This is a genomic window from Prevotella melaninogenica (assembly GCF_003609775.1).
Lineage (GTDB): Bacteria > Bacteroidota > Bacteroidia > Bacteroidales > Bacteroidaceae > Prevotella > Prevotella melaninogenica_A.
Map to the genome: position 1 here is coordinate 887,160 of NZ_AP018049.1, position 26,531 is coordinate 913,690.

The 26,531-nt window shown below is 37.9% G+C and carries 20 protein-coding genes and 1 riboswitch; of the genes, 8 read left to right on the plus strand and 12 right to left on the minus strand.

Translation table 11 applies throughout. The features are described from left to right. Positions 1-6: 6 nt before the first annotated feature. The 3 genes from PMEL_RS03575 to PMEL_RS03590 form a co-directional block, all read right to left on the minus strand. Positions 7-1,368, minus strand: coding sequence for an MATE family efflux transporter (locus PMEL_RS03575; protein WP_120174003.1), 1,362 nt, complete (start codon positions 1,366-1,368; stop codon positions 7-9). A gap of 320 nt (positions 1,369-1,688) precedes the next feature. Further along, positions 1,689-2,288 (minus strand): porin family protein, encoded by a 600-nt coding sequence (locus tag PMEL_RS03585; protein ID WP_120174005.1) that lies wholly within the window; start codon positions 2,286-2,288, stop codon positions 1,689-1,691. A gap of 300 nt (positions 2,289-2,588) precedes the next feature. Continuing rightward, positions 2,589-3,578, minus strand: coding sequence for a 2-hydroxyacid dehydrogenase (locus PMEL_RS03590; RefSeq protein WP_172586742.1), 990 nt, complete (start codon positions 3,576-3,578; stop codon positions 2,589-2,591). 1,250 nt (positions 3,579-4,828) lie between these two features. On the opposite strand from PMEL_RS03590, the gene PMEL_RS03595 reads away from it, so the two are divergent. After that, positions 4,829-7,861 carry a leucine-rich repeat domain-containing protein gene (locus PMEL_RS03595; RefSeq protein ID WP_120174007.1) on the plus strand — a complete coding sequence of 1,011 codons (3,033 nt, stop codon included), beginning with the start codon at positions 4,829-4,831 and terminating at the stop codon, positions 7,859-7,861. Positions 7,862-8,543: 682 nt separating this feature from the next. Here PMEL_RS03595 and PMEL_RS03605 read toward each other — a convergent pair. The 5 genes from PMEL_RS03605 to thiD are packed head-to-tail and all read right to left on the minus strand — an operon-like array spanning position 8,544 to position 12,975. Then, on the minus strand, positions 8,544-9,131 hold the full coding sequence (locus PMEL_RS03605) for a thiamine phosphate synthase (RefSeq protein WP_120174009.1): 588 nt from the start codon (positions 9,129-9,131) through the stop codon (positions 8,544-8,546). Positions 9,132-9,141: 10 nt separating this feature from the next. Next, a complete protein-coding gene (locus tag PMEL_RS03610; protein ID WP_120174010.1) occupies positions 9,142-9,915 on the minus strand; it encodes a sulfide-dependent adenosine diphosphate thiazole synthase in 774 nt (257 codons plus the stop codon). Between the two features lie 38 nt (positions 9,916-9,953). Further along, positions 9,954-11,531 (minus strand): phosphomethylpyrimidine synthase ThiC, encoded by a 1,578-nt coding sequence (gene thiC, locus PMEL_RS03615; protein ID WP_120174011.1) that lies wholly within the window; start codon positions 11,529-11,531, stop codon positions 9,954-9,956. Continuing rightward, entirely contained in the window at positions 11,528-12,163 is a 636-nt protein-coding gene (locus PMEL_RS03620; protein ID WP_120174012.1) for a thiamine phosphate synthase, read from the minus strand. Before PMEL_RS03620 ends, thiC begins: the two co-directional genes overlap by 4 nt. Beyond that, complete coding sequence (gene thiD / locus PMEL_RS03625; RefSeq protein WP_120174013.1) at positions 12,160-12,975, minus strand: bifunctional hydroxymethylpyrimidine kinase/phosphomethylpyrimidine kinase; 816 nt, start codon at positions 12,973-12,975, stop codon at positions 12,160-12,162. The genes PMEL_RS03620 and thiD overlap by 4 nt, the downstream gene beginning before the upstream one ends. A 92-nt stretch (positions 12,976-13,067) precedes the next feature. Beyond that, positions 13,068-13,166, minus strand: a riboswitch (TPP riboswitch). A 360-nt stretch (positions 13,167-13,526) separates the two neighbouring features. Between thiD and PMEL_RS03630 the strand changes: the two genes are divergently transcribed. The 3 genes from PMEL_RS03630 (at position 13,527) to PMEL_RS03640 (ending at position 16,192) form a co-directional block, all read left to right on the plus strand. After that, positions 13,527-14,450 carry a DMT family transporter gene (locus tag PMEL_RS03630; RefSeq protein WP_120174014.1) on the plus strand — a complete coding sequence of 308 codons (924 nt, stop codon included), beginning with the start codon at positions 13,527-13,529 and terminating at the stop codon, positions 14,448-14,450. Continuing rightward, positions 14,431-15,312, plus strand: a complete 882-nt coding sequence (locus PMEL_RS03635; RefSeq protein ID WP_120174015.1) for a DMT family transporter — start codon at positions 14,431-14,433, stop codon at positions 15,310-15,312. The genes PMEL_RS03630 and PMEL_RS03635 overlap by 20 nt, the downstream gene beginning before the upstream one ends. Before the next feature lie 115 nt (positions 15,313-15,427). After that, positions 15,428-16,192, plus strand: a complete 765-nt coding sequence (locus tag PMEL_RS03640) for an SDR family oxidoreductase (protein WP_120174016.1) — start codon at positions 15,428-15,430, stop codon at positions 16,190-16,192. Positions 16,193-16,744: 552 nt separating this feature from the next. On the opposite strand, the gene PMEL_RS03645 is transcribed toward PMEL_RS03640, so the two are convergent. The 4 genes from PMEL_RS03645 to PMEL_RS03660 all read right to left on the minus strand — a co-directional run bounded on the left by PMEL_RS03645 (position 16,745) and on the right by PMEL_RS03660 (position 22,310). Then, on the minus strand, positions 16,745-18,040 hold the full coding sequence (locus PMEL_RS03645; protein ID WP_120174017.1) for an ABC transporter permease: 1,296 nt from the start codon (positions 18,038-18,040) through the stop codon (positions 16,745-16,747). Positions 18,041-18,195: 155 nt separating this feature from the next. Then, positions 18,196-19,377, minus strand: a complete 1,182-nt coding sequence (locus PMEL_RS03650) for an ABC transporter permease (RefSeq protein ID WP_120174018.1) — start codon at positions 19,375-19,377, stop codon at positions 18,196-18,198. 320 nt (positions 19,378-19,697) lie between these two features. Further along, positions 19,698-20,684, minus strand: a complete 987-nt coding sequence (locus PMEL_RS03655; RefSeq protein ID WP_120174019.1) for an HlyD family secretion protein — start codon at positions 20,682-20,684, stop codon at positions 19,698-19,700. A 120-nt stretch (positions 20,685-20,804) separates the two neighbouring features. Then, positions 20,805-22,310: a TolC family protein gene (locus tag PMEL_RS03660; RefSeq protein WP_120174020.1), complete on the minus strand. Its 1,506-nt coding sequence runs from the start codon at positions 22,308-22,310 to the stop codon at positions 20,805-20,807. A 194-nt stretch (positions 22,311-22,504) separates the two neighbouring features. Between PMEL_RS03660 and PMEL_RS03665 the strand changes: the two genes are divergently transcribed. The 4 genes from PMEL_RS03665 (at position 22,505) to PMEL_RS03680 (ending at position 26,450) form a co-directional block, all read left to right on the plus strand. Then, a complete protein-coding gene (locus PMEL_RS03665) occupies positions 22,505-22,720 on the plus strand; it encodes a DUF4492 domain-containing protein (RefSeq protein WP_120174021.1) in 216 nt (71 codons plus the stop codon). A 79-nt stretch (positions 22,721-22,799) separates the two neighbouring features. After that, positions 22,800-24,335, plus strand: coding sequence for a cytochrome ubiquinol oxidase subunit I (locus PMEL_RS03670; RefSeq protein WP_120174022.1), 1,536 nt, complete (start codon positions 22,800-22,802; stop codon positions 24,333-24,335). Continuing rightward, positions 24,332-25,474, plus strand: coding sequence for a cytochrome d ubiquinol oxidase subunit II (locus tag PMEL_RS03675; RefSeq protein WP_120174023.1), 1,143 nt, complete (start codon positions 24,332-24,334; stop codon positions 25,472-25,474). The genes PMEL_RS03670 and PMEL_RS03675 overlap by 4 nt, the downstream gene beginning before the upstream one ends. A gap of 520 nt (positions 25,475-25,994) precedes the next feature. Then, on the plus strand, positions 25,995-26,450 hold the full coding sequence (locus PMEL_RS03680; RefSeq protein ID WP_120174024.1) for a hypothetical protein: 456 nt from the start codon (positions 25,995-25,997) through the stop codon (positions 26,448-26,450). Positions 26,451-26,531: the final 81 nt, after the last annotated feature.

Genomic DNA, 26,531 nt, shown 5'->3' on the forward strand with positions numbered 1-26,531 from the left:
ATTATTTTATTTTGAAGAAGAAGCGTCTTCTATCTTCTTCAACCCCTTCTGATAATAGATATAATATAGTATTCCTGAGAGTGTCAAGCCGAATGGGAAGGCATACCATACACCTACCAGCTGATAGTTCATTACCACACCGAAGAGGTAGCCTAAAGGCAAAGATACGACGAAGAAAGATATAAAGGCAATCCAAATAAGCGGACGCACATTGGCTGTACCACGCATTGCGTTAGCATAATTACACTGCAAACCATCACCAAACTGATAAATCATAAACGGAATAATCGTCATAGATACCATTGAAATAACGTTTACATTATCAGTGAAAAGTCCACCAATGATATGACGGCAAATGAAGATTGGCACAGAAGTTAGTATGGCAAGCAAGAAGACTAAATGAATTCCAGCCGTTGCTGTTCGTCTTACAGCAAGATAGTCACGCTGTCCCATAAAGTTACTGATACGTACTGCCACCGCTGCAGCCAATCCATAGTAAATCATATAGCCTAACTGTGAAATAGTCAACATAACCTGATGAGCCGCTAATGATTCTGTTCCAAACCAACCAACCATTAGACTTGAAAGACTAAAGGCTGCCGTTTCCATACCCATTTGCAGTGCCAAAGGAATACCAAGGACTGTAATTTTCTTAAAATCAGCATACTTTACTGACCCCATGCTCCATCCCTTCTTATATTCTCTATATTTCTTACTGAAAAAGAAGATACCAACCATTACGATTGCCATCACAATACGTGATATCATAGTGGAGAGGCCAGCACCGATCAACCCCAGTTCAGGTAATCCCAAATGACCATAAATAAGTATCCAATTACCAAAGATATTCATTACATTTCCTGCAACAAGAATCCACATTGCTACCTTTGTATCCGTAATACCATCGGTAAACTGGCGAAAAGTATTAAACCAGCAGACAAAAGGGAGGGAAACAAGCTGAATAAGGAAGTAAGGTCGAATGAGGGGCAATAATTCTTCTGGCTGTCCTAATCGGTGAATATTCAGATAAAGAATAACCATAATGACAGACAAAAGTATTGCCATACAAGTGTTAGCTGCTGTAGCACTTTTCATCATCTCACCAATACGATGTGTCTTCTCTTGACCATATAAAATTCCGACGAGTGCTGTAATAGCATACGTAAAACCGATAGCAAAGATAATCACCAGTGTGAACATATTATTGACAAATGCCGCTGCAGCCAATTCCTCTGTACTATGATGACCAATCATAAGCGTATCAGCAAAATTAAGAATAAGGTTTCCTAATTGTCCGATAATGATTGGAACGCCTAAATAAGTAAGGTTTCGGTAGTGTGTTTCGTACTTTGAAAATTGATATGACATACTATTTTTTGCTATTTATTATCCTAAGTGCACTTGCAAAGGTACGAAAAAATATTGTATTTTCATACATATTTCATAAATTACTTATCTTTGTTAATGAAAGAAATGATATAAAACAATATTATATAATAATAAAGGTGTATCTAAATGAAGCCAAGAGTGTCTTTACAACTTTAAAGTCATACCTCTGTTATATAAAAGACAAAAATGATAATAACAAATTAAAAGTATACAGCAGCCATAGAGAAAATAAAACTGTACAAACTAAAAGAGGAGACCACATGGTCTCCTCGAAATAATATAGTATGCGTTTTAATTATTTACAAGTCAAACTTGTAGCCCAAAGTAATCTGGAATACGCTGTTCTTATCCTTGAAGTTCTCAAAAACCTTAGTCAAGCCCCAGTTGTAACGGGCATCAAGCTGGAAGTTGTTGTACTCGTAAGAAATACCTACAGGAATAGAGACGTCAACTGACTTTGCTTTAATCTCATTAGTAGTACTTCCTGATCCAAGGAATGTTTTAGCTTCCGCCTTATTAGTGCTACTAACCAAGAAACCTGGCTGAACACCCAACTTTACTGCCAACCCCTTTGTCACATAAACGTTTGCCATAATTGGAACGTTAATGTAATCAAGCTTATATGTACGCTTAAATGTCTGATTCAAAACAGAAAACTCCTGCTTAGCACCTTGCATAGAGTAGAGAACTCCTGCACTTACAGAAAAAATATCACCAGCCTGATACTCACCTTCTACACCTGCAGCAAGCCCAATACGTGGATCTGAATCTTTAATTTCAGTGAGGTTTGCAATGTTAACACCAACCTTTGGCTGAAGATTGAATGAACCAACTGCATGCTGTGCGAATGTAGCTACTGACGAAAACATCATTGCTGCTACGAATAAAACTTTTTTCATAACTCTTTTGTTGTTAGTTTGGTATAAATTTTATCAATATATTATCCTTTTATTCTTATCGTGTAATACTTTAGAAAAGCATACATTTAAAGATTTGATATCAGCTTTTTTAATAGTTGATGCGTGCAAAGTTAAACGAAACTCATGTATTTCCAAAGAGTTTCATGTTAAATAGTATTTATCTAATGTTATAACTAATGAATTTCAAACAAAAAAAGTGGTTAGAGTAAGAAAAACTTCTCTAACCACCTTATTATTTATCTTATAATCTTCTTCTATGTAAGAATATGTTTATTTGCTTTACTTTACTTCACAACTAAGTTCCTTGTCTTCTGAGAATTCTTTTACACTGCTAAGAGTTGAAACAGCAATATTGTAGAGTGCTTCCTTAGTAAAGAAAGCCTGATGCGAGGTTAACACAACGTTTGGGACCATCAACAAACGAGCCAATACATCATCATCTATCATCTTATCGCTCTTATCCTCATAGAAGTACTCCTTCTCTTCCTCATAAACGTCAAGACCAGCTGAACCCACCTGCTTTGTACGCAATCCTTCGATAAGGTCTTCTGTATGGATTAGCTGACCACGACCAGTATTGATAATCATCACACCCTTCTTCATCTTACCAATACTTTCCTGATTAATAAGGAACTTAGTATCTGGTGTCAATGGGCAGTGAAGTGAGATAATATCACTATTAGCATAAAGTTCGTCAAGCTGAACAATCTTTACATCATACTGTTTTGCAAACTCCTGATCTGGATAGAGATCGTATGCTATAATGTTCATACCGAAGCCATGCAGAATCTTAATAAGTTCTTTGGCAATACGACCCATACCAACAACACCTGCTGTCTTACCATGCATGTCGAAGCCTAACAAACCATGTAATGTGAAATTTCCATCACGTGTACGGTTCACAGCACGATAAATCTTACGATTAAGACTTAGCATCAATGCTACAGCATACTCAGCTACAGCATGTGGAGAGTAAGCTGGTACGTGTGTCACCTTAATACGCCCCTCAGCAGCCTTAAGGTCAACATTATTGAAACCAGCACAACGAAGCGCAATAAGTTTAACACCATTATTCACCAACTCATCAATAACCCTTGCATCACACTCTGCATTTACGAAAATACAAACCACGTCTGCACCCTTTGCCAAAGGCACAGTACTAATACTGAGACGCTCTTGATAATAGCGAATATCGAAATTATAATCCTTGTTTACATCATTGAAAGACTCGATGTCATACGACTTTGCGTCAAAAAATGCTATCCTCATTGCTATTTACCTAATTTAATTATTATAAGTGCTATAGATAATCCTTTATACGGTAAAAGGATTTCTTTATTTTTCTGATTCCTCAGGTAATCTTTAATCTTACTCAAAGACAATGCAAAGGTACACATAATTTGTAATTCTTGCAAATAAATATCTTTCATAGTTGTTCTTTATGAGATAGAATAGTTTACCATTTTGCAGAAATGCAGCAATATTACTATAATAGTTTTGATTTTATTTTGCTGTCACTTTTAACAGTTTAAAGAAATCTGTTATAAATCAATAAGTTACAAGTCTTTTTTAGATGATAGGAGTGACAGGAAATCTATTTTAAAGAATTTGTGATGTTATTAGAAAGCAGAAATTTGGAATGAATTGGTAGGGTAGCGTATAATGGTTTAGAATTACTCATGATTAAAAGTAGAATGTAGTTGTTTTCACTTTGATAACATACCTTATCAACAAGTCTCTTTTTTGGTTCTTCTGTTAAATGCGTAGATTGTTAATAGAATGAGATTAATCACATAAACGGAATAATTACCCCCATTTAGATGGTTTTATAAGGGGGAATAAACTATATGATAAACGTAATTAGCTGCGATATCGATCTGTCTTCTACAAACAACTTATTCCCCCGTTAGTTGAAGTTTGTAAACTATTTTCATGTGTTTCAAAACCAACACATGCTCTTTTTGCTTCTAAAAGACGCCCAATTGACTTGCAAAAGGTGCCCTTTAAGACCCTTACTAACGCCCTTTTGAAGTCCAATTAAGCACCTTTTATTTTACTACTTAGTAACTACTTGATTCTCTGTTGATTGCATAGCTACTTCTTATATGTGTTTTTGGCGTTATTTATAGATATTTTCTTTGAAATTATGTAATAATTTTTCAAACTCTTGTCTACAAGTTTTCAAAGTCTTAAAATGAAAAGGTTTTCAATGAAAGAGGATGATAATAGGATAGAATGTTGATTGTCTTAGCCATATTTTTGTTTAATGAGCAACCTCGGCTCTTACGTTAAAGCAATACGAAAAGCGTCCATACATTTAACGGAAGAGACTCTTTTTTCGGTTAAAGAGGAACCTTTATAAACCCAATTTACCTGATACGCACGTATTATTACGAATGCCTAAGATTAATATGAGATAAAGTTAAAAATAAAAATTTCATTCAGAAGTTTTTGTTTTCATGAAAGTTTTATATATTTGCGTCTGATAGTTGTGATTTGTTATTTTAAATTTATAGTATATGAAAAAAAATCTATTAAAACCTTTTTTAGTAACCTTATTGGTTATCTTTTGCAGCGTATCAGTTAATGCACAGCGAGTAGAAAATGGTAAACTTATTTCGTGGGACGGAGCTTCTGGAAGTATAAAGATACCCGATGGCGTTACTGAAATTGCCGAAAACTGCTTTTATACACAGGATGAAGGTGGAGAAGATAGTTGGGGCGGTGGTGAAGCCATTAGTAACACACAAATTACGAGTGTTGATTTTAACCAAGTAACTACCATTGGTAAGAATGCTTTTAAGGGTTGTACGGGCATTACTTCTTTGGTAGCTATACACGTTAAAACTATAAATAAGGAGGCTTTTGAGGGTTGCTCATCTATCAAAACTCTTTCTCTGCCAGCAGTGGTAACCATTAGTAAGAATGCTTTTGCCAATTGTGAACAATTAAACACGGTGTCTTTGGGAGCTTCCTTATCTAACGTTACAGCTAATCCTTTTTCTAATTGTACTGCTTTGAAAGAATTTGTAGTTGATCAATCGTCAGCAACTTTTATGGCAGATGGTCACGCCTTAATACGCAAAAGTGATGGAACATTGGTTTCATTTCCTTGCGCTTTAACGGAATACACGGCTTCTTCAGTGTGTAAAAAGTTAGGTGATAGTAGTTTTAAGAATTGTTCTAAGCTTGTTAAACTTAATCTTCCTTCTGTTTTAGAAATAGGAGAAAGTGCACTATCTAATTGTTCCTCGCTTGTAGAATTATTAGTTCCTCATTTGCAAAAAGTAAATAATATCTATGGATTGACATTTAATGGAGTAGGAAACTTGAAGGTGGTAGATGTTCATCTAAGTGATCAATTCTCTGGTTTTGGAGGTGCTTTACCAGATAAAGAGGGTACAATTGTATATGTTAGTAATGAGGCTGTAAAGCAAAGACTACAAAATGAGTTCAAAAAAGCAAAGATAGTTGTTGGTGAAGCAAATGCTGTAAAACAAGTAAAGGTGACTTATAGTAGCGAAGGACCTGGCTCGTTAGAGGCTTGGACCTTGTCTGGGACAGATGTGAAAAATAATACATACATTGCACAAGGTTCTAAATTATCTATTAAGAGCATACCTTTATTTGATTGTGAGGCTTATAAATGGTTAGTAAATGGTGAGGATAGAACTTCTAATGTAAAAGAAAACATATTAGAAATAGAAGATGTTGCTCAGGATATAAACGTTGTTGTACATTTTAGGAAAACAGAAGAAGGGGCGTACATCTTTTTCCGAAGTGTGTCGCCTATGATGGGTTCAATTACTTGCACTAAGGAAGATGGAACACAAGTGTTAAGTGCTTCAAAGGTAAAAGTTGGAGAAAAACTTACATTCACAGCTAAGCCACGCCGTGGATATAGAATAACAAACTGGCAAAGAGAAAAGAAAAATGTAGCAACTGCTGAGTTTGAGAACTTAACAGATTTTTATTCAATGTCGAGTATCACACTTTCTGCAGAAGATGCAATGGATATTCAGGTAGACTTTGATCGTAAAGCAGATTATTATGTCGTTAAATTTGCATCGTTTAATGATAAAACTGGTACACTTTCAGCTCAAAATGTAAGCGATAATACTATGTTAAGTACTGGTGAGGCATTGCCAAAGGGATCTAAGATTGTCTTTACTGCGCAACCTAAGGAAGGATATGGTGTTGATGAATGGCAATTAAATGGCAATACAATACTCAAGTACACAAGCTCTACTTATACCATTGATAACTTACAATCAGACGTAGAAGTAAATATGGTTTGTAGTGAAAGGAGAGAAGAGGTGCCAACTGACGCAACAATAGTAGATGGACATTTAATTAAATGGTCACCTGTTGGTGATGCTGTTTTGCCATCTAATGTGACTCACATAGATGCTCATGCTTTTGAAGGAGCTAATCAAATGACCACTCTCACCTTGAATGATAGGGTAGAAAAGATAAGCTATCCTGCATTTTTATATTGTAATAGCTTGGTCAAGTTTGAAGTTCCAGCAACAAATCAATACTTTACCAGTGTAGATGGTGTGCTTTATAGTAAAGATAGAACTACGTTGGTAAGCTATCCTAACGGACGTCCTGATGCGTCTTATACCATACCTGCCACGACTCAAAATGTGCAGCCAGCTGCCTTCACGACAGTTCCTGCCCTAACAAGTGTAAAGGTTGAAGAAGGAAATAGTTATTTACGCAGTGTTGAAGGAGTTTTATATGACGCGCAATTATCAACGCTTTTATTCTATCCAGTTCAACCATCAAGAGAGAAGGCAAAAGAAATAGTGTTAAGAGAAGGTCTTACTACACTTGCACCTTATGCGCTAACACACCACACTGCTTTAGAGAAAATAACTTTACCAGAATCATTAAAGGTAATAAAAGATAATGCATTGTGTTATAACCCTAAACTCACTAATTTGAATATAAAAGAGGAAGGTAGTTCTGCATTAGTATTTATAGGTGAAAGTGCATTTAAGTATTGCCGTAGTTTAGATACTCTTCCTTATTTCTCAATGCTTAAAACTATCTCTAAGAGTGCATTCTCAACCTGTACAGGCTTGTATACTATTCACATTCCAGCAGGTTGTAGTTTGGAAAAGAACGCATTTGAAAAGTGTATTAATCTACATGATGTATATGCTTATGATGTTACTCCTGCTACAATAGATGCTAACATGTTTACGGATATTGTGTTTATAAACGAAACACGTTTGATAGTTCCAGTCAAGAGCGGACATCTTTATGCTAATCAAATAGGTTGGAATGTGTTTGCGGGACATATTATTGAATCTATAGAAACAGGTGTAAGAACTATCGAAGATACGCATGTAACAGTTAGAGAAACATCTAATGGTGTAATTGTAGATGGATTGCAAGCTGGTTTACGCTATGTTCTTTATAGTACAAATGGGTGTCTTGTTGCACAGGGTGTTACAACAATGGCATCTTTAACATTAACACTACAAAAAGGTTTATATATGCTGAAGATAGAGAAGGTTGGTACTTTTAAATGCATGAAATAAATGATTTTGATAGGCTTGATAGCCGTTAACAATCTTCTATAAACTTTTGTGATAAAGGAGGGTGTGTCAAAATTGATACACTCTCTTTTTATCGCTCTTTACCTCATCTGTCGCATGATTCGTTATTTATTGCGGCTATCCTGATAATTTAATATAAATTGCTTGTTCGGCTTCAAATAGCCAATATGAACTTCAATACGTCCGATTCTCTAATAAGTAGACTATGTTTGTTAAGGAGTTAATGCTCCGCACATGTGGTGTTGATGGTAAACACCAATAGTGCGAACGATGGGGAGTGAAACGAAAAAAGCATTCTAATAATATGAATAGTAGTTTTCTTGCTTGTATTTAATAGAAGCTATCATTTCAATGGAACCCCAAAAATGAATAGTAAATTTGCTTTTTAATTTTTTTGTAAATGATTATCTTTGCTTTTTCAATTGTTTGTTATCAAACCTATTAACAAAACATCAATGATGATGAATAATAAAATTATACAACAAAAGACCTTTATGATTCTGAAAGAAGCAGAAACATTGGATTATATACCTTTAAAGGTTACATCGTCAATGGGATTGATGCACACCCCAGTTTTTTTTATATTTCGTTTTTTAGAGGAATGATAAAAGGTCAATTGGAGAATCATTTTTATTGAGTTTAAGTTTATATTAGCCTAAACTTATTAAAGGAGTGTTCGAATATGCTTTAGATATTCATCTACTTGTGGTTCTGACATACGCTTCCATATATCTCCTAAAAAAGCAACACCACCAAAGTGCCACTCTTTGACAAGTGAGATATTATTAGCAGTTATACCTCCCAAGGCAATTACTTTTTCATCAATTACATTCTCTATAGCAGCCTGCTTAAGTAAGGTAGGGGAGAATGCAGCATGATATCCAACCTTAGAAATACTATCAAAGATAGGACTCAAAAAAACATAATCTTTTGAGTCTTTCTGCTTTTTTACCTCTTCTAAGCTATGACAAGAGCAAGAGATATTCCGATGAAAAGAGTTGGGAACTTGCGAACATCGCCGATTTAGATGAATTCCATGAAGCCCAAACTCTTCTGCTAAAGCGAAATGTTCATGTAAGACAATACGACTATACCACTGCTTCGGTATTTGAAGTAAAAGCCGCTTATAGGCTTCTAATGGTGCGTCTGGTTTACGTATATGTAATAAATCAAGCCCCTGTAAAAAGAGTTTATCAATGAAGATAGCCTCTCCCGATATAAAGTCAGGAGAGGTTATAGTTATCCATTTCATCAAATGATGTTTATTTCTTTAGTTTCTCTATAATCAAATCAGCTACCTTCTTGCCAGAAAGTAACATACCACCAAAGATAGGTCCCATTCTTGGAGTGCCTGCTACAGCTGAAGAAGCCATACCAGAGACATAAAGGCCAGGATAGATTTCACGCGTTCCTTCAACAACCATACGTTCACCTTCAGCCACATCCAAAGACATTTCACCAATAACACCACCAGTAGCTGTGTCAAGTAGAATACCATTCTTACGTGATACAACCTTACATATCTCACTATCATGCCCCGTACCATCAATCACACATTTAGCCATAATATTCAATGGATCAACATGTAACCCTTCACGAAGAACAGGAGTCCAGTTAACAACAACGCCACTTACAACATTATTCTTAAAAACAACATCTTCTACTGAGTAGCAATTAAAGATAGTTGCACCTGCATGTGCGGCATGATAGAGCAGGGCAGAGGTGCTTTCAACAGAGTCAATGGTATAAAGTTCATTTTCATAAGGCTGATAGCTGATATTGAAGTCCTTAACAATGTGCAATGCTTCTTCCTGTATAACAATTTGGTTGAACATCATTGCTCCGCCCCACATACCTCCGCCAGGTGACAACTTACGATCGAATAAAGCTGTTTTTAACCCTGCTTTCGCCAGATAATAGGCTGCAACAATACCAGAAGGTCCGCCACCAACGATGGCAACATCCAGTTCTAAATTACGCTGAAGTTTGTCGAAATAGGTACTAATAATACCTTTTGATACTTGTGTCTCAATCATAATAAATTTATATTTACGGGTAAATGTTATTCTTTTGCTTATTCCTCACAGTCATTGAGCGAATGACTTATACGTGCAGCACAGAAATGTGGGCCACACATTGTGCAATAGTTTGCATCTACAGAGTTACTTGCTTTGTAATATTCAAGCGCACGCTCAGGGTCGAGTGCTAAGTTAAACTGGTCTTTCCAACGAAAGTCATAACGTGCCTTACTCAATGCATTATCACGGATAGAAGCACTCGGATGTCCCTTTGCAAGGTCTGCTGCGTGGGCAGCTATCTTATAGGTGATGACACCTACACGTACATCTTCTTTCTCAGGTAGGGCAAGATGCTCCTTTGGAGTTACATAACATAGCATGGCTGTTCCATACCATCCAATGAGAGATGCACCAATAGCAGAAGTGATATGGTCGTAAGCTGGGGCAATATCTGTGACAAGTGGACCTAATGTATAGAATGGCGCACCATGACACTTATCAATTTGTCGTTCCATATTCTCCTTGATTTTATGCATTGGAACATGACCAGGTCCTTCAATAAAAACCTGTACATTCTTAGCCCATGCACGCTCAACTAACTCTCCCATCGTGTCAAGTTCGGCAAATTGAGCTGCATCATTCGCATCGTGCGTACAACCAGGACGAAGTCCATCTCCTAACGATATAGCAACATCATACCTTGCACAGATATCACATATATCATCAAAATGTTTATAGAGGAAACTCTCTTTCTGGTGTTCTTTGCACCATTTGGATATAATACTACCGCCACGACTTACGATACCTGTCAAACGATTGTCAGCAAGATGTATATTCTTTAATCGTATTCCACAATGAATTGTAAAGTAATCTACGCCTTGCTCGCATTGTTCAATCAACGTTTCACGGAAGATTTCCCAGTTAAGAGCTTCAATCTTTCCATTAACTTTCTCAAAAGCTTGATACATAGGTACAGTCCCAACTGGTACAGGACAGTTACGAAGAATCCGTTCTCGTGTCTCATGAATATCCTTACCTGTAGACAAATCCATTAATGTATCACAACCCCATTTACAACTCCAAACAGCCTTTTCAATCTCTTGTTCGATACCAGAAGATGTGGAGGAGTTGCCGATATTGGCATTGATTTTTACAAGAAAGTTTGTTCCGATAATCATTGGTTCAGACTCTGGGTGTTTCTTGTTAGCAGGTATTACAGCCCTTCCTTCGGCTATTTCCTTGCATACAAAGGCTGGAGTGATACGCGTATTGATACCCAACTCCTCACAGTTCATATTCTCTCTGATTGCAACATATTCCATCTCCTCAGTTATTATACCCTGTTTGGCGAAATACATTTGGGTCTCATTGTTCTTACGCTTTGCTATCCAAGACTTACGCAGTTTAGGTAGTCCGCACTCTAAGTTGATATCAATGTTTGGGTCACTATAAGCTCCACTGGTATCATATATATACACTGGGGCATTACTTTCCTCACATCTTTTCCCTTTCTTAATAGTAACAGTAGGAGTAAGATGTACTTTTCTCATTCCTACTTTGAGCTCAGGATAAAGTTTTCCACTTAGGTAAACCTTCTCTGAGGCGGGATAACTAAATTTGAATTCTGTTTTCATTTATTGTTTGATTTAAGTTCGTTGATAAATCGTTTCATTGTTGTAACTGGACTATTATCATTGTCAGCATTGAGGATTGCACCACTTACAGCTATACCACTCATCCCCGTTTGCATTATATCTGATATGTCGGGTAGAAGGATTCCACCTATAGCTATGACAGGGATGTTTATTCCATACGCATTTATTTGCTCTATAATACGTTTGTAGCCATCTAACCCTAAAATGGGAGACAGTTTTTTCTTTGTAGTCGTAAAGCGAAAAGGACCGCAGCCAATGTAGTCTGCTCCAGCAGAATAAATACGTTTGATGTCTTCAAAAGTATTTGCCGTACCGCCAATAATTTTATCCTTTCCAAGAAGACGACGTGCTTCATCGATAGGCATATCGTCCTTACCAAGATGTACACCGTCAGCCCCAGTCCTTTCTACCAGTGCTACATGGTCATCAAGAATAAAGACAGCATTGTATTGCCGGCATAGTTTTCTTGTACTTTCAGCAGTCTTCAGAATCTCCTCTTTTGAAGCATCCTTCATTCGAAGTTGAATCCATCGGCATCCTCCTTCGAGTGCCATTCGAACACCATCTAAGTAATCATAGCGTTCATTGGCATGTGTAATAAACTGTATCATAAAGTTATTAGTTTTTCAGGATTAAACAAATGGTTAACAGGTCCGTGTCCTTCGCCTATATGAATATCCTTACCTGCTTCCAATGCTTGAGAAAGATAGTTCTTTGCAGCCGCTATAGCATCAACTAAATCCAGTCTACGTGCTATAAAAGAAGTGATAGCAGAGGATAGAGTGCAACCTGTTCCATGTGTATTTCGGGTGTCTATTGTCTTATGAGTGAAAGTTTGTACACCTCCATTAGTCGTATAAAGTCGATCTACCTTTCTATCTCCTTTCGCGTGTCCTCCTTTTATCAGAACAGCTTTACAGCCCAAACTCTGAATTCTTTGTGCTGCTATATCCATAGCATCAATGGAATTTATTTTCATGTTAGACAATATTTCTGCCTCAGGAAGATTAGGAGTCAATAGAGTAGAAATTGGAAGCAAAGAGTCACAAAATAGTTCCAAAGCATTTGGTTTCATAAGATTAAAGCCGCTTGTTGACACCATTATAGGGTCCATCACTATCGGACACTTCGGGTAATACTTTAAAGTATCAGCTATGGCGTGTATAGTAGCACCGTCATTTACCATCCCAATCTTTACAGCATCAGGTTTTATATCGTCCATAACCGCCTTAATCTGATCTGCAACGATAAGAGAGTTCACTCCATGAACAGCCTGTACACTTTTCGTGTTTTGCACAGTAATAGATGTAATAGCAGCTGCTGCATAGACACCCAAAGCTGACATTGTCTTTATATCTGCTTGTATTCCAGCTCCACCGCTACAGTCTGAGCCTGCAATTGTCAATGCACAAATATACCTCATTCAACATATCGGTTTGTAGAGGTACGTCTATTGTAGTTTTTCAAAAGATGATACGAGATAGAAAACAGTCCCATTAATGACAAACAAAGTGTAAGTATAGAATGAGACAATCCCTGCGGCTGCATTATCAGCGTCAGGTTCTATGGGTATAATCTCAGCAACACAATCGTGAAGCACCCCTTGTTTCTTAATTTATTTATTGATTGACAAAAGTAAATGTTATTACTTAAATAGGAAATAGTTACTTAAGATTTAACTTATATTTAACGTTTAGTACGCCATATTATATAGTTCTCTTCCCAATTAAAAGACTATGTTTGCCAAGGAGTTGATGCTCCGCACATGTGGTGCTAATGATAAACACCAATGGTGTTGGGTGCTAAATGCCTTGCAATAGTTAGCCAAAGTGAAAGCAACTTATTGTTGCCATGCGTCAGATATACTCATTATTCCTTATTCTTGACCTTTTTATAGGAGCTTTCGATACATATATTGCAGAAAAATATGTAAATTTGCACTTATATTAGCGTTAATCAACACACATATAAATCGTGAGTAATTCTTCCACTATAAAGGGGTATGGTTATGCCAGCCTTTCTGCAATTACGTTCGGTACTATCCCACTTTTCTCTATTCCAGTAATGGAGTCGGGAATGTTACTGCCGTCAGTATTAATCTATCGTTTCGCCTTCGGATGCCTTTTTATGATGGCTATCCTCTTATGGCGTAAGCAAAACCTGCATATACGATGGGGAGATGGACTACGAATTATGTTCCTTTCTATTATGTATGCTGTTTCAGCAGTATGCCTCTTCAGCAGTTACGAGTATATGCCAGGAGGTATAGCAACAACGTTGTTGTTCTCTTATCCTGTATGGACAGAGATATTACTCATCCTTTTCTTTAACGAAAAACTCACAATTCGCATATCATTAGCCATTTTACTTGCTATTGCTGGCGTTGCTTTTCTCGGTGGAATAGGGCAGACAGATGGTATTAAGTCGATGTGGGGCGTTACGCTTGCGATGTCGTCAGGATTGCTTTATGCTATCTATATGGTGCTATTTCCTCACATGAGAATCCGTAAGCTACCTGCATTGAAGGTTAATTTCTACATCTTCTTTATGGCTATGTTGCTACTCATGCTTTATGCAACATTTACAACAGGAGGCGTACAGCGAATCTCTAACGCAGACTCTTTCCTTTCATTGATACTACTGGGATTGATTCCAACCACTATTAGTAATGTAACGTTGGTACGTTCACTTACCTTGATTGATTCTGCCAGTGTTGCGATTTTAGGAGCCTTTGAGCCACTCACAGCAATGACGATTGGCATTACACTCATGGGTGAACCACTTACAACATCAATTATCATTGGTTGTGTACTTATCATTACTTCCGTAATACTTCTTATCACAAAGGGCAAAACCTTACCTAATCCTCTTAAAAAATATGCCGAACATCAAGAATAAAAACATACTATGGCATCTTCTTGCCATTGTTATTGTTGCCGTATGGGGCACTACCTTTGTAAACACAAAAGTGCTTTATAACAGTGGACTAACACCGTTAGAAATATTCTTCCTACGCTTTGTCATTGCCTATATCTGTATATGGTTTATCTCGCCACGTCAGCTCTTTTCTCGTACATGGCAGGATGAATTAATCATGGTTTTATTAGGTATTACGGGAGGATCAGTCTTTTTTCTTGCAGAAAACTATGCAGTGGGGCTTACCTATGTCAATAACGTTAGTTTCATTGTTTGTACTGCACCACTGCTTACAGTACTACTTGGTATTACCTTTGTGAAGAGTATTAAAGCAAGTTGGTCGCTGATTCTCGGTTCATTAATAGCCTTAATGGGTGTTGCCATTGTCATTTTTAATGGTAGTTTTGTCCTACATCTGAATCCTTGGGGCGACCTTCTCACGTTGTTGGCATCACTATGTTGGGCTGTTTATTCCCTATTAATGAAGAAGATTTCAAATAGTTATTCAGCTGTTTTTATAACACGTAAGATTTTCTTTTATGGTCTTATCACAGTGCTGCCTGCCTTTATCTTCGACCCATGGACCGCTACAACCTCTATGCTTCTTACACCAAAAGTACTCCTAAATCTCTTGTTTCTTGGACTTGTTGCATCCTTCCTCTGCTTTGTTCTATGGACATTAGTCATTGCGAAGATTGGTGCCATGACATCATCAAACTATCTATACCTTAACCCTATCACTACAGTAGCAACCAGTGCTATCTTCCTCAACGAGCCGATGACAGCCATAGCGTATGTCGGGAGTGCGTTGATATTAATAGGTGTGGCGGTGTCTAATAAATAATAGTAGTGTTTTGTAGATATCAACTATTAGATAAGAAATCGATAGGAGAGTAAACTCACCTTTCTATTAGTCCGTCTTAAACTATATTGTCTTTTAATAATAACTTAGTCATAATATGAGAAAAATAGTATTAATTACTGGTGCTACCAGTGGAATTGGCGAAGCCTGCGCACATAAGTTTGCGCAAGGAGGATATGATGTTATCATTACTGGCCGTAGAGCACAACTTCTTGCTAACCTAAAGAAAGAACTCGAAGCAGAAGGAGTAAGAGTGTTAGCACTTGCTTTTGACGTACGAAATCGTAATGCAGCAACAGCAGCAATCAATAGCCTACCCCTTGAATGGCAGCAAATAGATGTTTTAATAAACAATGCAGGTTTAGCTCTTGGCTTAGAACCAGAGTACGAAGGAAATTTTGAGGATTGGGATACGATGATAGACACCAATATTAAAGGACTCCTTACCATGACACGCCTTATTGTACCAAGAATGGTAAAACGTGACAGTGGACATGTTATTAACATCGGTTCTGTAGCAGGCGATGCAGCTTATGCAGGCGGTAATGTCTATTGTGGTACAAAGGCTGCTGTTAAGACGATTACCGACGGGCTCCGCATTGACCTTGCCCACACCTCTGTACGTGTAACAAATGTAAAACCAGGATTGGTAGAGACCCACTTCTCTAACGTGCGCTTCCATGGCGATGACGCTCGTGCTGATAAGGTATATGAAGGTGTTAAGCCACTTACAGGTGCTGACATAGCTGAGGTTGTATTCTATGCTGCTTCCGCTCCTGCCCATGTTCAGATTGCCGAAGTGCTCGTTCTTGCTACGCACCAAGCAAATGGAAGTGTGCTACATAGAAACACATCAAAGTAAATCTTTCTTTCCTAATTTACTTTAAGATTGCATTTAACCAAAAGAAGAGAGGATACTTCCACTTTTAAGAGTGATATAAGAGAATCTTACTGCGATGGGAATATGAGTTATAGTTTATTGTAGATGTACCCAATAGACATATAAACTTATATTCCCATTTGTCTTATTCAATTCAAATTAGTGCTATAAACACTTACTTTTTAGAATATTCACTGTTTGAATTTATTTTACATTACGCCTTAATCTCTTTGTAGAAATTAGGTGAAAACATGCTATTTTGTTTATCTTCTTAACTATCTTGTTATTAAGAAGTTACAAGGTTGCATAACAAAAGATGCTTAATAGGACTTCAAAAGGGCGTTAGTAAGACCTCAAAAGGGCATCTTTTGCAAGCCCAAAGGGCGTCTTTTCAAAGCCAATTAAGCCTTGATAATAACAGAGGTGGAGAAAAGTTTTTACAAAATCGGCTGTTTTGTCTAATGTAGATAGTTCTACTTTCCTATTATATCTATAAAGAGTCTTGTATGCTAAGACCTTTCCTTAAAATGTTTATTACCCCTTAGATTTATTCTCACGAGCAGTCTTAATTCTATCTTGAATCATCTGATAGTGTGAGATAGCATGTTTACGAGCATTGATAATCTGGAATCTATAGACAAAGCAGGTTGTAACAAAATATACAGCTGCCTGTATCCATAATGCACGAACCTCAGGTAACACGTCATCAATAGTTGCACCCATTGATGCTATTCGTAAATAGCCACGAACACCAAAGGTAGAAGGTACAAGCCAGCTAACACCTTGCCATCCACCAGGAATACTACTCTGTGGCCATGATGCACCCGTAAGGAAAAGGAAAGGAATAGACGTGAAGACCACTAAAAGCATTACATTCTCACGATAACGCACAAGACATGAGATAGTCATACCAAAGAAGATAACCGCTAACAGATATGGCAAAAGAAGCCAAAAGAGGTCAGAAGGACGAGCAAGCATAGTGAAGTTAAACAAATGGGGTACAACCATTGAGACGTATGCTGCCATAACACAATAGATCATGAAGTAGCAAGAGAATTTACCAAGTACTATCTTCATAATTCCATTGTAGTGCTTACCAATAGGAACAAGGTCTTGAAAACGATTGTTTTCACGTGCTGTACCTGCCGATAAGCCTATTCCGAGAAGTAATGTCTGTTGTAGAATAAGAATCAATACACCAGGAAGAATAGCATTGCCATAACCTCCCGTTGTATTAAAGATCGGTTCTGCATCTACAATCATTGGTTCGGTGCTAACCTCTTCGTCTCTTTCTGTAAACGATAAAGAATGTTCTTTCTTTATGTCAGTACCCATTTCCATTGATACTGCCAATGCAGTCTGATAGATAGCCTTATAGGTAAGCATCAGACTCATGTCACAATACACACCCACATGAGCCTTTTCACCACGATGCAAAGTGCAATCAAAATCACTTGGAAAGTAGAGTACACCATGAACAGCCTGTTTTCCCACCAATGCTTCAGCCTCCTGTAGATTATTACAATAGTAGGCAGCACGTACATCAGGTGATGCATCAAAGTTTTGAATAAACTCACGTGAAGATGAAGAGTGAGATAAATCGACAATCGCGACAGGCACCTCACGCACTACTTCATTATTATATATCCATGAGTAAAGTAGTGGGTAAGCCAAAGGGACAAGGAGAAAGAACATTAATACTCCTTCGTCTTTAATCGTACTCTTCATTTCCAACCACCATATATAACAAAGAGAAGAGAGGAAACTCAGCGGTCCTGAGCTTGCTTTCTTTTTATTAGTAGGCTTTAATGTATTCTTTGTTTCTGACATAATTGACAGTTTATTGATTCCTCTTCTTTGAAAGATTATTTAATCAATGATGAGTAATATACAGAAATATAACCCTTTATATATCTTTTTTGGATATAACATTCTGCAAAAACACCCAACGATTATGACCATTAATGGATGAGACTTTTATATCCTTATGGTATATATACATATTCAACCATCGCTCGCTTAATATTTCTAATCACAAGGATTGGCAATGATGCAAAAGCCACCAGTGCTACGACATTCACCCACGCATTTATCAATGGATAACCATTGAAGATACAGATTTGATAAATCATATAATAATGGCGCAGTGGTATAATCTGTGCCAATGCTTCAATCATTCCGTCCATTGCAAAAAGTGGGAAGGTTGCACCACAGGCAGAGAAACCTACCACAGCCCAAAGAGAACATATACTCATTGACATTCGTAGAGAAGGCATCAATCCAAAGACAAAAACACCGAAGCCCTGAGATGACAATACTGTAAGTATGGCAAGGAAGACTATCATACCCAGACCACCTGGGTGTGGAAAGTTCAGATAACCATAGACATACCATTCATAACTAAAGAATATGGTTAAGAAAATAAGTGTCTGTGGTAATAGCTTACCCATAAGGGCTACAAGAATATTATTTCCAGCCATAGACATCCACTCATTTGCTCTGCCAAACTTTAACTCTGTACCAATAGAGTAGGCTGTAATAAGAAACATGAATAGTACCAGAATACCTGGAATCATTATACTACTCAAATAAACATTATAGTTCATCCAAGGATTACCAACCATGTGCACGTCGAGTCCTATTGGCTGAATGATAGTTTTAATCTCATCTGGCGTCTTTCCAAGCATCTGCAACTTGGCTGCACCAACAGCTGCAGAACTTAATGTAGTCACGGTTTTGAGATCTTTAAAAATCATTCCTCCTGCAACAAGTGTTACATTACTATAGTAGAAAGAGATTTCTGGTTGACGTTGAGAAACAAGTTTTGCCGTTGTTCCTTCTGGGATATAAAGAAAACCATATATCTCATTGCGTTGTATTGCCTTACGAGCTTCAGCTACATTGTTATAATGTCCTGCGACTCGAGTACTTTGAAAACCATCCAACTGACGAATCATTGCACGTGTAACGGAAGTATTATCATAATCGACAACACCACACGGAAGTTTCTCTGGCTGCCCAGTACTCATCAAAGAAGTAAAGAAGAAGATGATAATAATGGGAAAGACCACCATACAACAGATGTAGATGGGGTTATGTATCATCAATCCTACTTCACGAGCAGAGAGATTAACAATCCTTCTTATGTATAAGAGTAATTTCTTCATTATGATTAAAAAAGTCTCCTCAACTCCCTCTATAAGGGGATATTATGTGAGGAGAACTGCCTTTAAATGTCTTTGTCAGATGGTCTTTAAATAATGAAAGTTTACTATCTTATTAGTAAAGTAAGCCCCTCAGTCTTTAGTGTTAAGCCTTAGCACCATTGGTGTTAGCCATCAGCACTACATGTGTTTACCATTAGCACATCTATAGAAGATGCTAAGAGAGGGCTATTTTAGCCATTATTGGACAACTGATTGTTACTTAAATAACCAATTTTATCCCGTTAGGTAGCTCCCCTCCTTTGGAGGGGTTGGGGGAGGTCCTATTTCTTTAATATCAGAGACATACCAGGTTTCAAACCTTCAACCTTCTTTGTTGGTTTTGCCTTTACTTGGAATGTCTTTAAATCATACTGTCCATTGGTCTTAGTGGCCTTCCATACTGCGTAAGAACCCTTATCTTTTAAGGAAGTTACACGCAGTTCGATGTTCTTATCAAGAGCAGGAGCATAAGCTTTCAATACTGTTCCAACCTTCATATCCTTGAGTTGATCCTCACGAACATTAAATGTTCCCCAAATATCATCAACCATTGAGATACTCATAATAGGACTGCCTAAACCAACAAGTTCGCCCACCTTTGGATAGATTGTTTCAACCTCTCCGTCTGCTGTTGCTCGCTGTACGGTCTCTTTCAATACTGAACGAACGACTTCAACGGCAGAACGAGCTGCCTGAGCCTGCTTTCTTGCAGCCTCTTTTGTCTCACGTTGTGCACCATTCTTAGCAAGTTCCCACTGTGATTTAGCTACTTGTACTCCAGCCTTTGTCGCCTCGTATGCAGCCATTGCCTCGTCACGTTTCTGTGCACTCAGAACACCTTCATCATAGAGTCGCTGCATACGGCCATAGGTCTTTTCGGCGATACTATTTGCAGCAATAGCCTGCTGATAAATTTGATAAGCACTTTCAACTGTTTCGCGACGTGTAGGACCTTCTGCCAAAGCACTCAAAGCATCAGTAGCACCAGCGGCAGCTTCAGCTACTTTCTCTTGTGTACTTGCTTCAGGAATAGCCAATGTTGCAAGAACATCTCCCTTATGAACAAAGTCACCCTCCTTCACCTTAATATCTGTGATACGACCAGGGAACTTGCAAGCTACACGATATTCGCTTACTTCCACTTCTCCTTGTATGGTCTCTTCTGTGCGATCAATGGTGAAATAACCAATAACGGCTACAATAACTACAACCGAAACAAAGCCCAACACGGCTAATAGAATGTTGTTATGTTGTGATTTTGCTGACATACTTTTGAGATTTGATTTTTATATGTTAAGTATTTTATTCTTGTAAAATGAGTCTTTAAGAAATGAATTAATGACTTACTAATGCTTCATGAAGTTCAAGTCTCAAAGTTCAAACTTTAGTTATAGACCGCCAAGAGCCTTTTGTAATCCTGTCTGTGCTAACTTAACGCTAATTTCAGCATCAATGATTGCCGTGCGTGAAGTCTGCCAAGCAGTCTGAGCAGCCATGACTTCTGTAACCGTCATAACGCCCTCCTTAAAGCCTACATTTGCACAGCGTAGATTCTCTTCTGCTGCAGCCATATTCTTATGAGATGTAGCAAGTTGCTTGTTAGCATCCTTAAGACGGAGTCTATTTTGCTCTATCTCTAAGTCAATTTTCTTACGTACATCATCCATTTCCAGCTGTGCGATACTTGTAGCTGTCTTGCTTGCACGTACCTTATATTTGTTTTCTCCCCAAGTCCATACTGGTACTTGAACTGTTATTCCTATGTTCCATAAATCTGTAAAACGCTTCTGAAAACCATTAAAGAGATTCGGATTAGACACGGAATAACCAGCTGTAAGAAGTACATGAGGCATATTAAGAGAACGAATAAGTTTGGTGTTCTGTATGCTCAAATCAACTGCATTCTGCAAGAGACGTAACTCTGGACGAGCTTCGTTAAGCCCAGTAGTATCTGAAGAAGAGACAGTGTAGTTATCAAATTGTGGAGAAGGAGTAGGAGGGAGGTCAACATCACCTTCATCCGAGAGCAAGATATCACCATTTAACTCAAGACCACAAAGCTCACACAATGCCATCTTTGCCAATGATACACCACTTTGAATACGAGAGATCTGCATATCAGCAGTATTAACAGCTACCTCAACCTTCAATCCATCAGCTCGAGTAGCAACACCCTCACGTATCATCTTCTTAACATCTTCATTGAGCTTTTGTGCTAAATCACGATAGCAAGTTGCCAATGCCTCTTTCTTCTTTAAGGAGATTGCCAACCAATAGGCATTATCAACTCCATAAAGTACCAACTGTCGCTTGAGGCTGATATTGTTCTGCGCAACCTGCTCACCAATAGCTGCCATATCGTTAGCTGCTTTGATAGCACCGCCCATATAAATAGGTTGGTTTACAACAATACCACCCGCATAGACATTCTTCGTGTTTGAACGGAATGCCTCATTGATTCTTTGCCCGATATTATTTCCTGCCTGAGTGAGCGGTGTAGCAACATTGCTAAAGAGCTGACCAAGCTGCTGAGCCATCTGTGGACTGAGAATACCTTGTTGTGCTAACGAAGTGAGATTCTGACCGATCTGCCCCCCTAACTGCCCAAAAGTATTTGTTCCGAGATTACTAAAAGTATTCTTCTGGTCGTCACTGAGGAGTGATATCTCACGTGAAAAGTGCTGATAACCAGCGAGCGCATCGACACGTGGCAAATATTTTGTCTTAGCTGCCTTACGTGTGTTTTCTGCTACTTCTACTGTCATACGTGAAACCTGTAACTGGCGATTATTCTGTAAAGCAAGCTCTCGACATTTCTGCAGAGAGTACACCTCCTGCGCATGAATGCCCAAGATAGCACCCAATAGAACTACTATGGCGAATAATTTTTTCATTATCTAAATGTCTCTAAAAATATCTTTTGCAAAAATAGTCTTTTTTAATTGATTAACAAGGAAAAGGGAAGAGATTATCATTAAAATACAAAAATATGCCTATTTTTAGGGAAATATAGAACAACTTTGGAAATAAATGTTTAACTTTGCAGAAGTGGTTTGTATAAAATACAAGTACGAAAACATTTCATACAGTGAACAAAAACAATTTCTTTTATCGTGCATTTGACCTCTATTATGATGGTTTTCGGCACATGACATTAGGTAAAACGCTCTGGACAGTAATAATAGTTAAGTTGGCTATTATGTTCCTTGTGTTAAAGATATTCTTCTTTCCAAACTTTTTAAAAGAGAATGCGGAAAAAGGAAAAGAAGGTGATTTCATTGAGCAACAGCTGATGAAAAGATAATTTCTTTCAACTATTTTCACTACTTTGTTACCAATAGCAAATATTCAATTCTTAACATTTTAATAAATAACAACAAACAATGGAAAACCTACTTTTAGCCATTGATCCAGGAACTGTTGACTGGTCACGTGCACAGTTTGCACTGACAGCCATCTATCACTGGCTTTTCGTTCCCTTGACACTGGGCTTAGCTGTCGTAATGGGAATCATGGAGACTTGTTATTATCGCACCCGAAAGGAGTTCTGGCGTACTGCAACTCGATTCTGGCAGCGATTGTTTGGTATTAACTTTGCCATGGGTGTTGCCACTGGTATCATCCTTGAGTTCGAGTTCGGAACAAACTGGAGCAACTATTCTTGGTTCGTTGGTGACATCTTTGGAGCACCACTTGCCATTGAAGGTATCTTGGCTTTCTTTATGGAGTCAACATTTGTTGCAGTGATGTTCTTCGGTTGGAACAAGGTCTCAGCAGGCTTCCATCTCGCGTCAACATGGCTCACTGGTTTGGGAGCAACGCTCTCAGCATGGTGGATTCTCGTGGCTAATGCGTGGATGCAGTATCCTATTGGTTGCACCTTCAACCCAGATACGATGCGTAATGAGATGACCTCATTCCTCGACGTTGCACTGAGTCCATTTGCAATTGACAAGTTCACACACACCATTACTTCTTCTTGGATATTGGGTGCAGCATTCACCGTTGGTGTAAGTTGCTGGTATCTGCTTCGTAAGCGTCACATTGAACTTGCAAAGGAAAGTATCAAAGTGGGTGCTGCAGTTGGTCTTGTAGCTTCTCTTTTAGCAGGCTCTACAGGTCACAACTCTGCTTACATGGTAGCACAGGCACAGCCAATGAAGCTTGCTGCAATGGAAGCTCTCTATGAGGGCGGTACAGACCAGAGCCTGACTGCAATTGCTTGGGTAAACCCATTTGAGCAGCCTGATTACATGAATCAGTCTGAACCTCCTATGCGAATAGCTGTACCTAACATGCTTTCTATTCTCGCTACAAAGGATGCTCATGGTTATGTTCCAGGTGTAAAGGAAATTATTAATGGTTATCAGAAGCCAGATGGCACAGTAGAACCTTCATTGAAGGAGAAGCAGGAACGTGGTCGTAATGCCATCCAAGCACTTAAAGACTATCGTGCAGGAAAGGACAAAGAGTCTAATCTCAAAGTTCTTGAAAAGGATATGAAGTACTTCGGCTATGGATATATTAAAGATGCAGAGCAGATTGTACCATTCATTCCTGTTAACTTCTGGTCATTCCGCATTATGGTTGGCCTTGGCTGTTTCTTCATTCTTATCTTTGCAGTGATGTTGTTCGTTGTTTACAAGAAGGACATTACTCGTCCACGCTGGTTGCAGAGAGTAGGTATTGCACTCATCCCATTAGCTTTTATTGCAAGTGAGTGTGGATGGCTTGTTGCCGAATTTGGCCGCCAGCCATGGACAATCCAGGATATGCTTCCAACATGGGCAGCAGTGAGCGACCTCTCAAGTGGTGGTATCGCATTCACCTTCTTCCTCTTCCTTGTTCTCTTTACTGCAATGTTGACAGCTGAAGTTAGTATTATGTGTAAGCAAATTAAGAAAGGACCAGAACTATGACATACGATTTTCTGCAACATTACTGGTGGTTCATCATCTCACTTTTAGGTGCGCTACTTGTCTTCCTGCTGTTCGTGCAGGGTGCAAACTCAATGATTTTCCAATTGGGTAAGACAGAAGAAGAGCGCCGTATGCTCATTAATTCAACAGGTCGTAAGTGGGAGTTCACCTTTACAACACTTGTAACATTCGGTGGAGCATTCTTTGCTTCTTTCCCATTGTTCTATAGTACCAGTTTTGGTGGTGCTTATTGGGTGTGGGTATTAATTCTCTTCACATTTATCATTCAGGCTATTAGTTATGAATTCCAGAATAAGGCAGGTAACCTCTTTGGTGTTCGTACCTTCCAGACTGGATTGATTATTAATGGTATTCTTGGTCCATTGCTCTTAGGTGGAGCTGTTGCAACCTTCTTTACAGGTTCTAACTTCATCGTAGAGAAAGGTAACATTACTGACTTCATGCAGCCTGTTATCTCTCATTGGGCAAATGGTTCACGTGGACTCGACGTACTGCTTAATCCTTGGGTAGTTATCTTTGGTATTTCAGTAGTATTCCTTGCACGTATTCTCGGAACACTCTATATTAATAATAATGTGAACGATGATATTATCCGTGGACGTGTTCGCAAGCAGTTACTCGTAAATACTGTTCTTTTCTTACTGTTCTTCTTGCCTTTCCTTATTGTAACATTGGTAGGCGAGGGCTATGCAGTAAATGAAGCTGGCATTATCGTTATGGAGCCTATGAAGTATTTGAACAACTTATTAGCAATGTGGCCATTGGCTATCATTCTGCTTGTAGGTGTTGTTCTCTTGCTTTTCGGAATCGTTAAAACCGTCCTTAAGCCAGAGTATGTACGTGGTATTTGGCCTGCAGGTATTGGAGTTGTATTGGTTGTTTTGGTCCTCTTCCTCATTGCAGGATGGAACAACACAGCTTACTATCCATCAACAGCCGATCTACAGAGTTCATTGACACTTCAGAACAGTTCTTCAAGTGAGTTCACATTGAAGGCTATGTTCTATGTTAGCTTCCTTGTTCCATTCGTTTTGGCATACATTGTTTATGCTTGGCGTGCAATCGACAAGAAGGCTATTGATCGTAAGGAAATTGCAGAGGACGACCACGCTTACTAAGTTTTAGTCCTCCGGTTCTATACAGATAAAAGTCTATGGGGTGAGAGAAGTTTCTATTTATGAACTTTTCTCACCCCTTCTTCTTATAGAAAGAAATACTAAACTTGTTTTAACTCAGCTTGTTTATTAGACAATAACACTCACTTTTTTTATAAAAACAGTTATTTATTACGATTGAAAGATGTTTACAAAAATCTCTGTAAAAAGCACTTTTGAATTCAAGAAATGACCATCAAAGACCATAGTTGCAACTATCAGTTAGTCAACAGATTACAAAGTTCAAAAACAAAAGGTGCTTATTTAGCTTCTAACTAACGCCCTTTAAGGGTTCAATTAAGCCTTAGTTAGAAGTCAATTAAGCCTTAATTGAACCCTTATTGGGCGTCTTTTATTTTGCATGTTTAGAATTATCTTTACAAAATAGCGGCTTTGTGTTGTATCAATCAAAATGAAATTCAAAAAATAAAGTTCAAATTTCGATTTAGCCAATATCTTTTATATCTTTGCAGAAAATTGCTACATGAAATTGAAGATAAAGATATTAGTTTTATTTATAGCTTTATTTTTCTTTGGAGGTTGTTCTTCCGAAGTCAGCTATAGTAGTCAAATAATAAACTATGATTTTCATCAGTTAGATGGTGTCTTAATCTATAATAGAGATATTGACGTGACTATTTTTGAGCTTTTTAGGGTAAAGGCGAGTGGTCTTGTGTTTGTAGATAATCATCTAAGAATAACTAAAAAGCCAAAAAACTATCCCTTACAGGATAACAAGATTATTAAGTTACTCAAGGCTTACAAGAAATTAAATTTATCGTATTGCCGCATAGATTATGGTAAAATAATAAGAGTAATGTCTAATGGCATTGACTATATTAAAATAAATAAAGACTATAATGACAAATTATACCTTTTCGATTCGTATAAGCAAGAATATGAATATATTGGCAATGATTGGTATGTAAAGAGGATGTAAATAATATAGATAAAAGAAAAATGAAACAGAGATTATTAATTTATACGGTATGGATTACCATTTTCCTATGCATATCGATTT

Bases quoted from the DNA above. Each gene is read 5' to 3' on its own strand.
- PMEL_RS03575 (WP_120174003.1), bottom strand. From the start codon at position 1,368: ATGTCATATCAATTTTCAAAGTACGAAACACACTACCGAAACCTTACT.
- PMEL_RS03585 (WP_120174005.1), bottom strand. From the start codon at position 2,288: ATGAAAAAAGTTTTATTCGTAGCAGCAATGATGTTTTCGTCAGTAGCT.
- PMEL_RS03590 (WP_172586742.1), bottom strand. From the start codon at position 3,578: ATGAGGATAGCATTTTTTGACGCAAAGTCGTATGACATCGAGTCTTTC.
- PMEL_RS03595 (WP_120174007.1), top strand. From the start codon at position 4,829: ATGAAAAAAAATCTATTAAAACCTTTTTTAGTAACCTTATTGGTTATC.
- PMEL_RS03605 (WP_120174009.1), bottom strand. From the start codon at position 9,131: ATGAAATGGATAACTATAACCTCTCCTGACTTTATATCGGGAGAGGCT.
- PMEL_RS03610 (WP_120174010.1), bottom strand. From the start codon at position 9,915: ATGATTGAGACACAAGTATCAAAAGGTATTATTAGTACCTATTTCGAC.
- thiC (WP_120174011.1), bottom strand. From the start codon at position 11,531: ATGAAAACAGAATTCAAATTTAGTTATCCCGCCTCAGAGAAGGTTTAC.
- PMEL_RS03620 (WP_120174012.1), bottom strand. From the start codon at position 12,163: ATGATACAGTTTATTACACATGCCAATGAACGCTATGATTACTTAGAT.
- thiD (WP_120174013.1), bottom strand. From the start codon at position 12,975: ATGAGGTATATTTGTGCATTGACAATTGCAGGCTCAGACTGTAGCGGT.
- PMEL_RS03635 (WP_120174015.1), top strand. From the start codon at position 14,431: ATGCCGAACATCAAGAATAAAAACATACTATGGCATCTTCTTGCCATT.
- PMEL_RS03640 (WP_120174016.1), top strand. From the start codon at position 15,428: ATGAGAAAAATAGTATTAATTACTGGTGCTACCAGTGGAATTGGCGAA.
- PMEL_RS03645 (WP_120174017.1), bottom strand. From the start codon at position 18,040: ATGTCAGAAACAAAGAATACATTAAAGCCTACTAATAAAAAGAAAGCA.
- PMEL_RS03650 (WP_120174018.1), bottom strand. From the start codon at position 19,377: ATGAAGAAATTACTCTTATACATAAGAAGGATTGTTAATCTCTCTGCT.
- PMEL_RS03655 (WP_120174019.1), bottom strand. From the start codon at position 20,684: ATGTCAGCAAAATCACAACATAACAACATTCTATTAGCCGTGTTGGGC.
- PMEL_RS03660 (WP_120174020.1), bottom strand. From the start codon at position 22,310: ATGAAAAAATTATTCGCCATAGTAGTTCTATTGGGTGCTATCTTGGGC.
- PMEL_RS03670 (WP_120174022.1), top strand. From the start codon at position 22,800: ATGGAAAACCTACTTTTAGCCATTGATCCAGGAACTGTTGACTGGTCA.
- PMEL_RS03675 (WP_120174023.1), top strand. From the start codon at position 24,332: ATGACATACGATTTTCTGCAACATTACTGGTGGTTCATCATCTCACTT.
- PMEL_RS03680 (WP_120174024.1), top strand. From the start codon at position 25,995: ATGAAATTGAAGATAAAGATATTAGTTTTATTTATAGCTTTATTTTTC.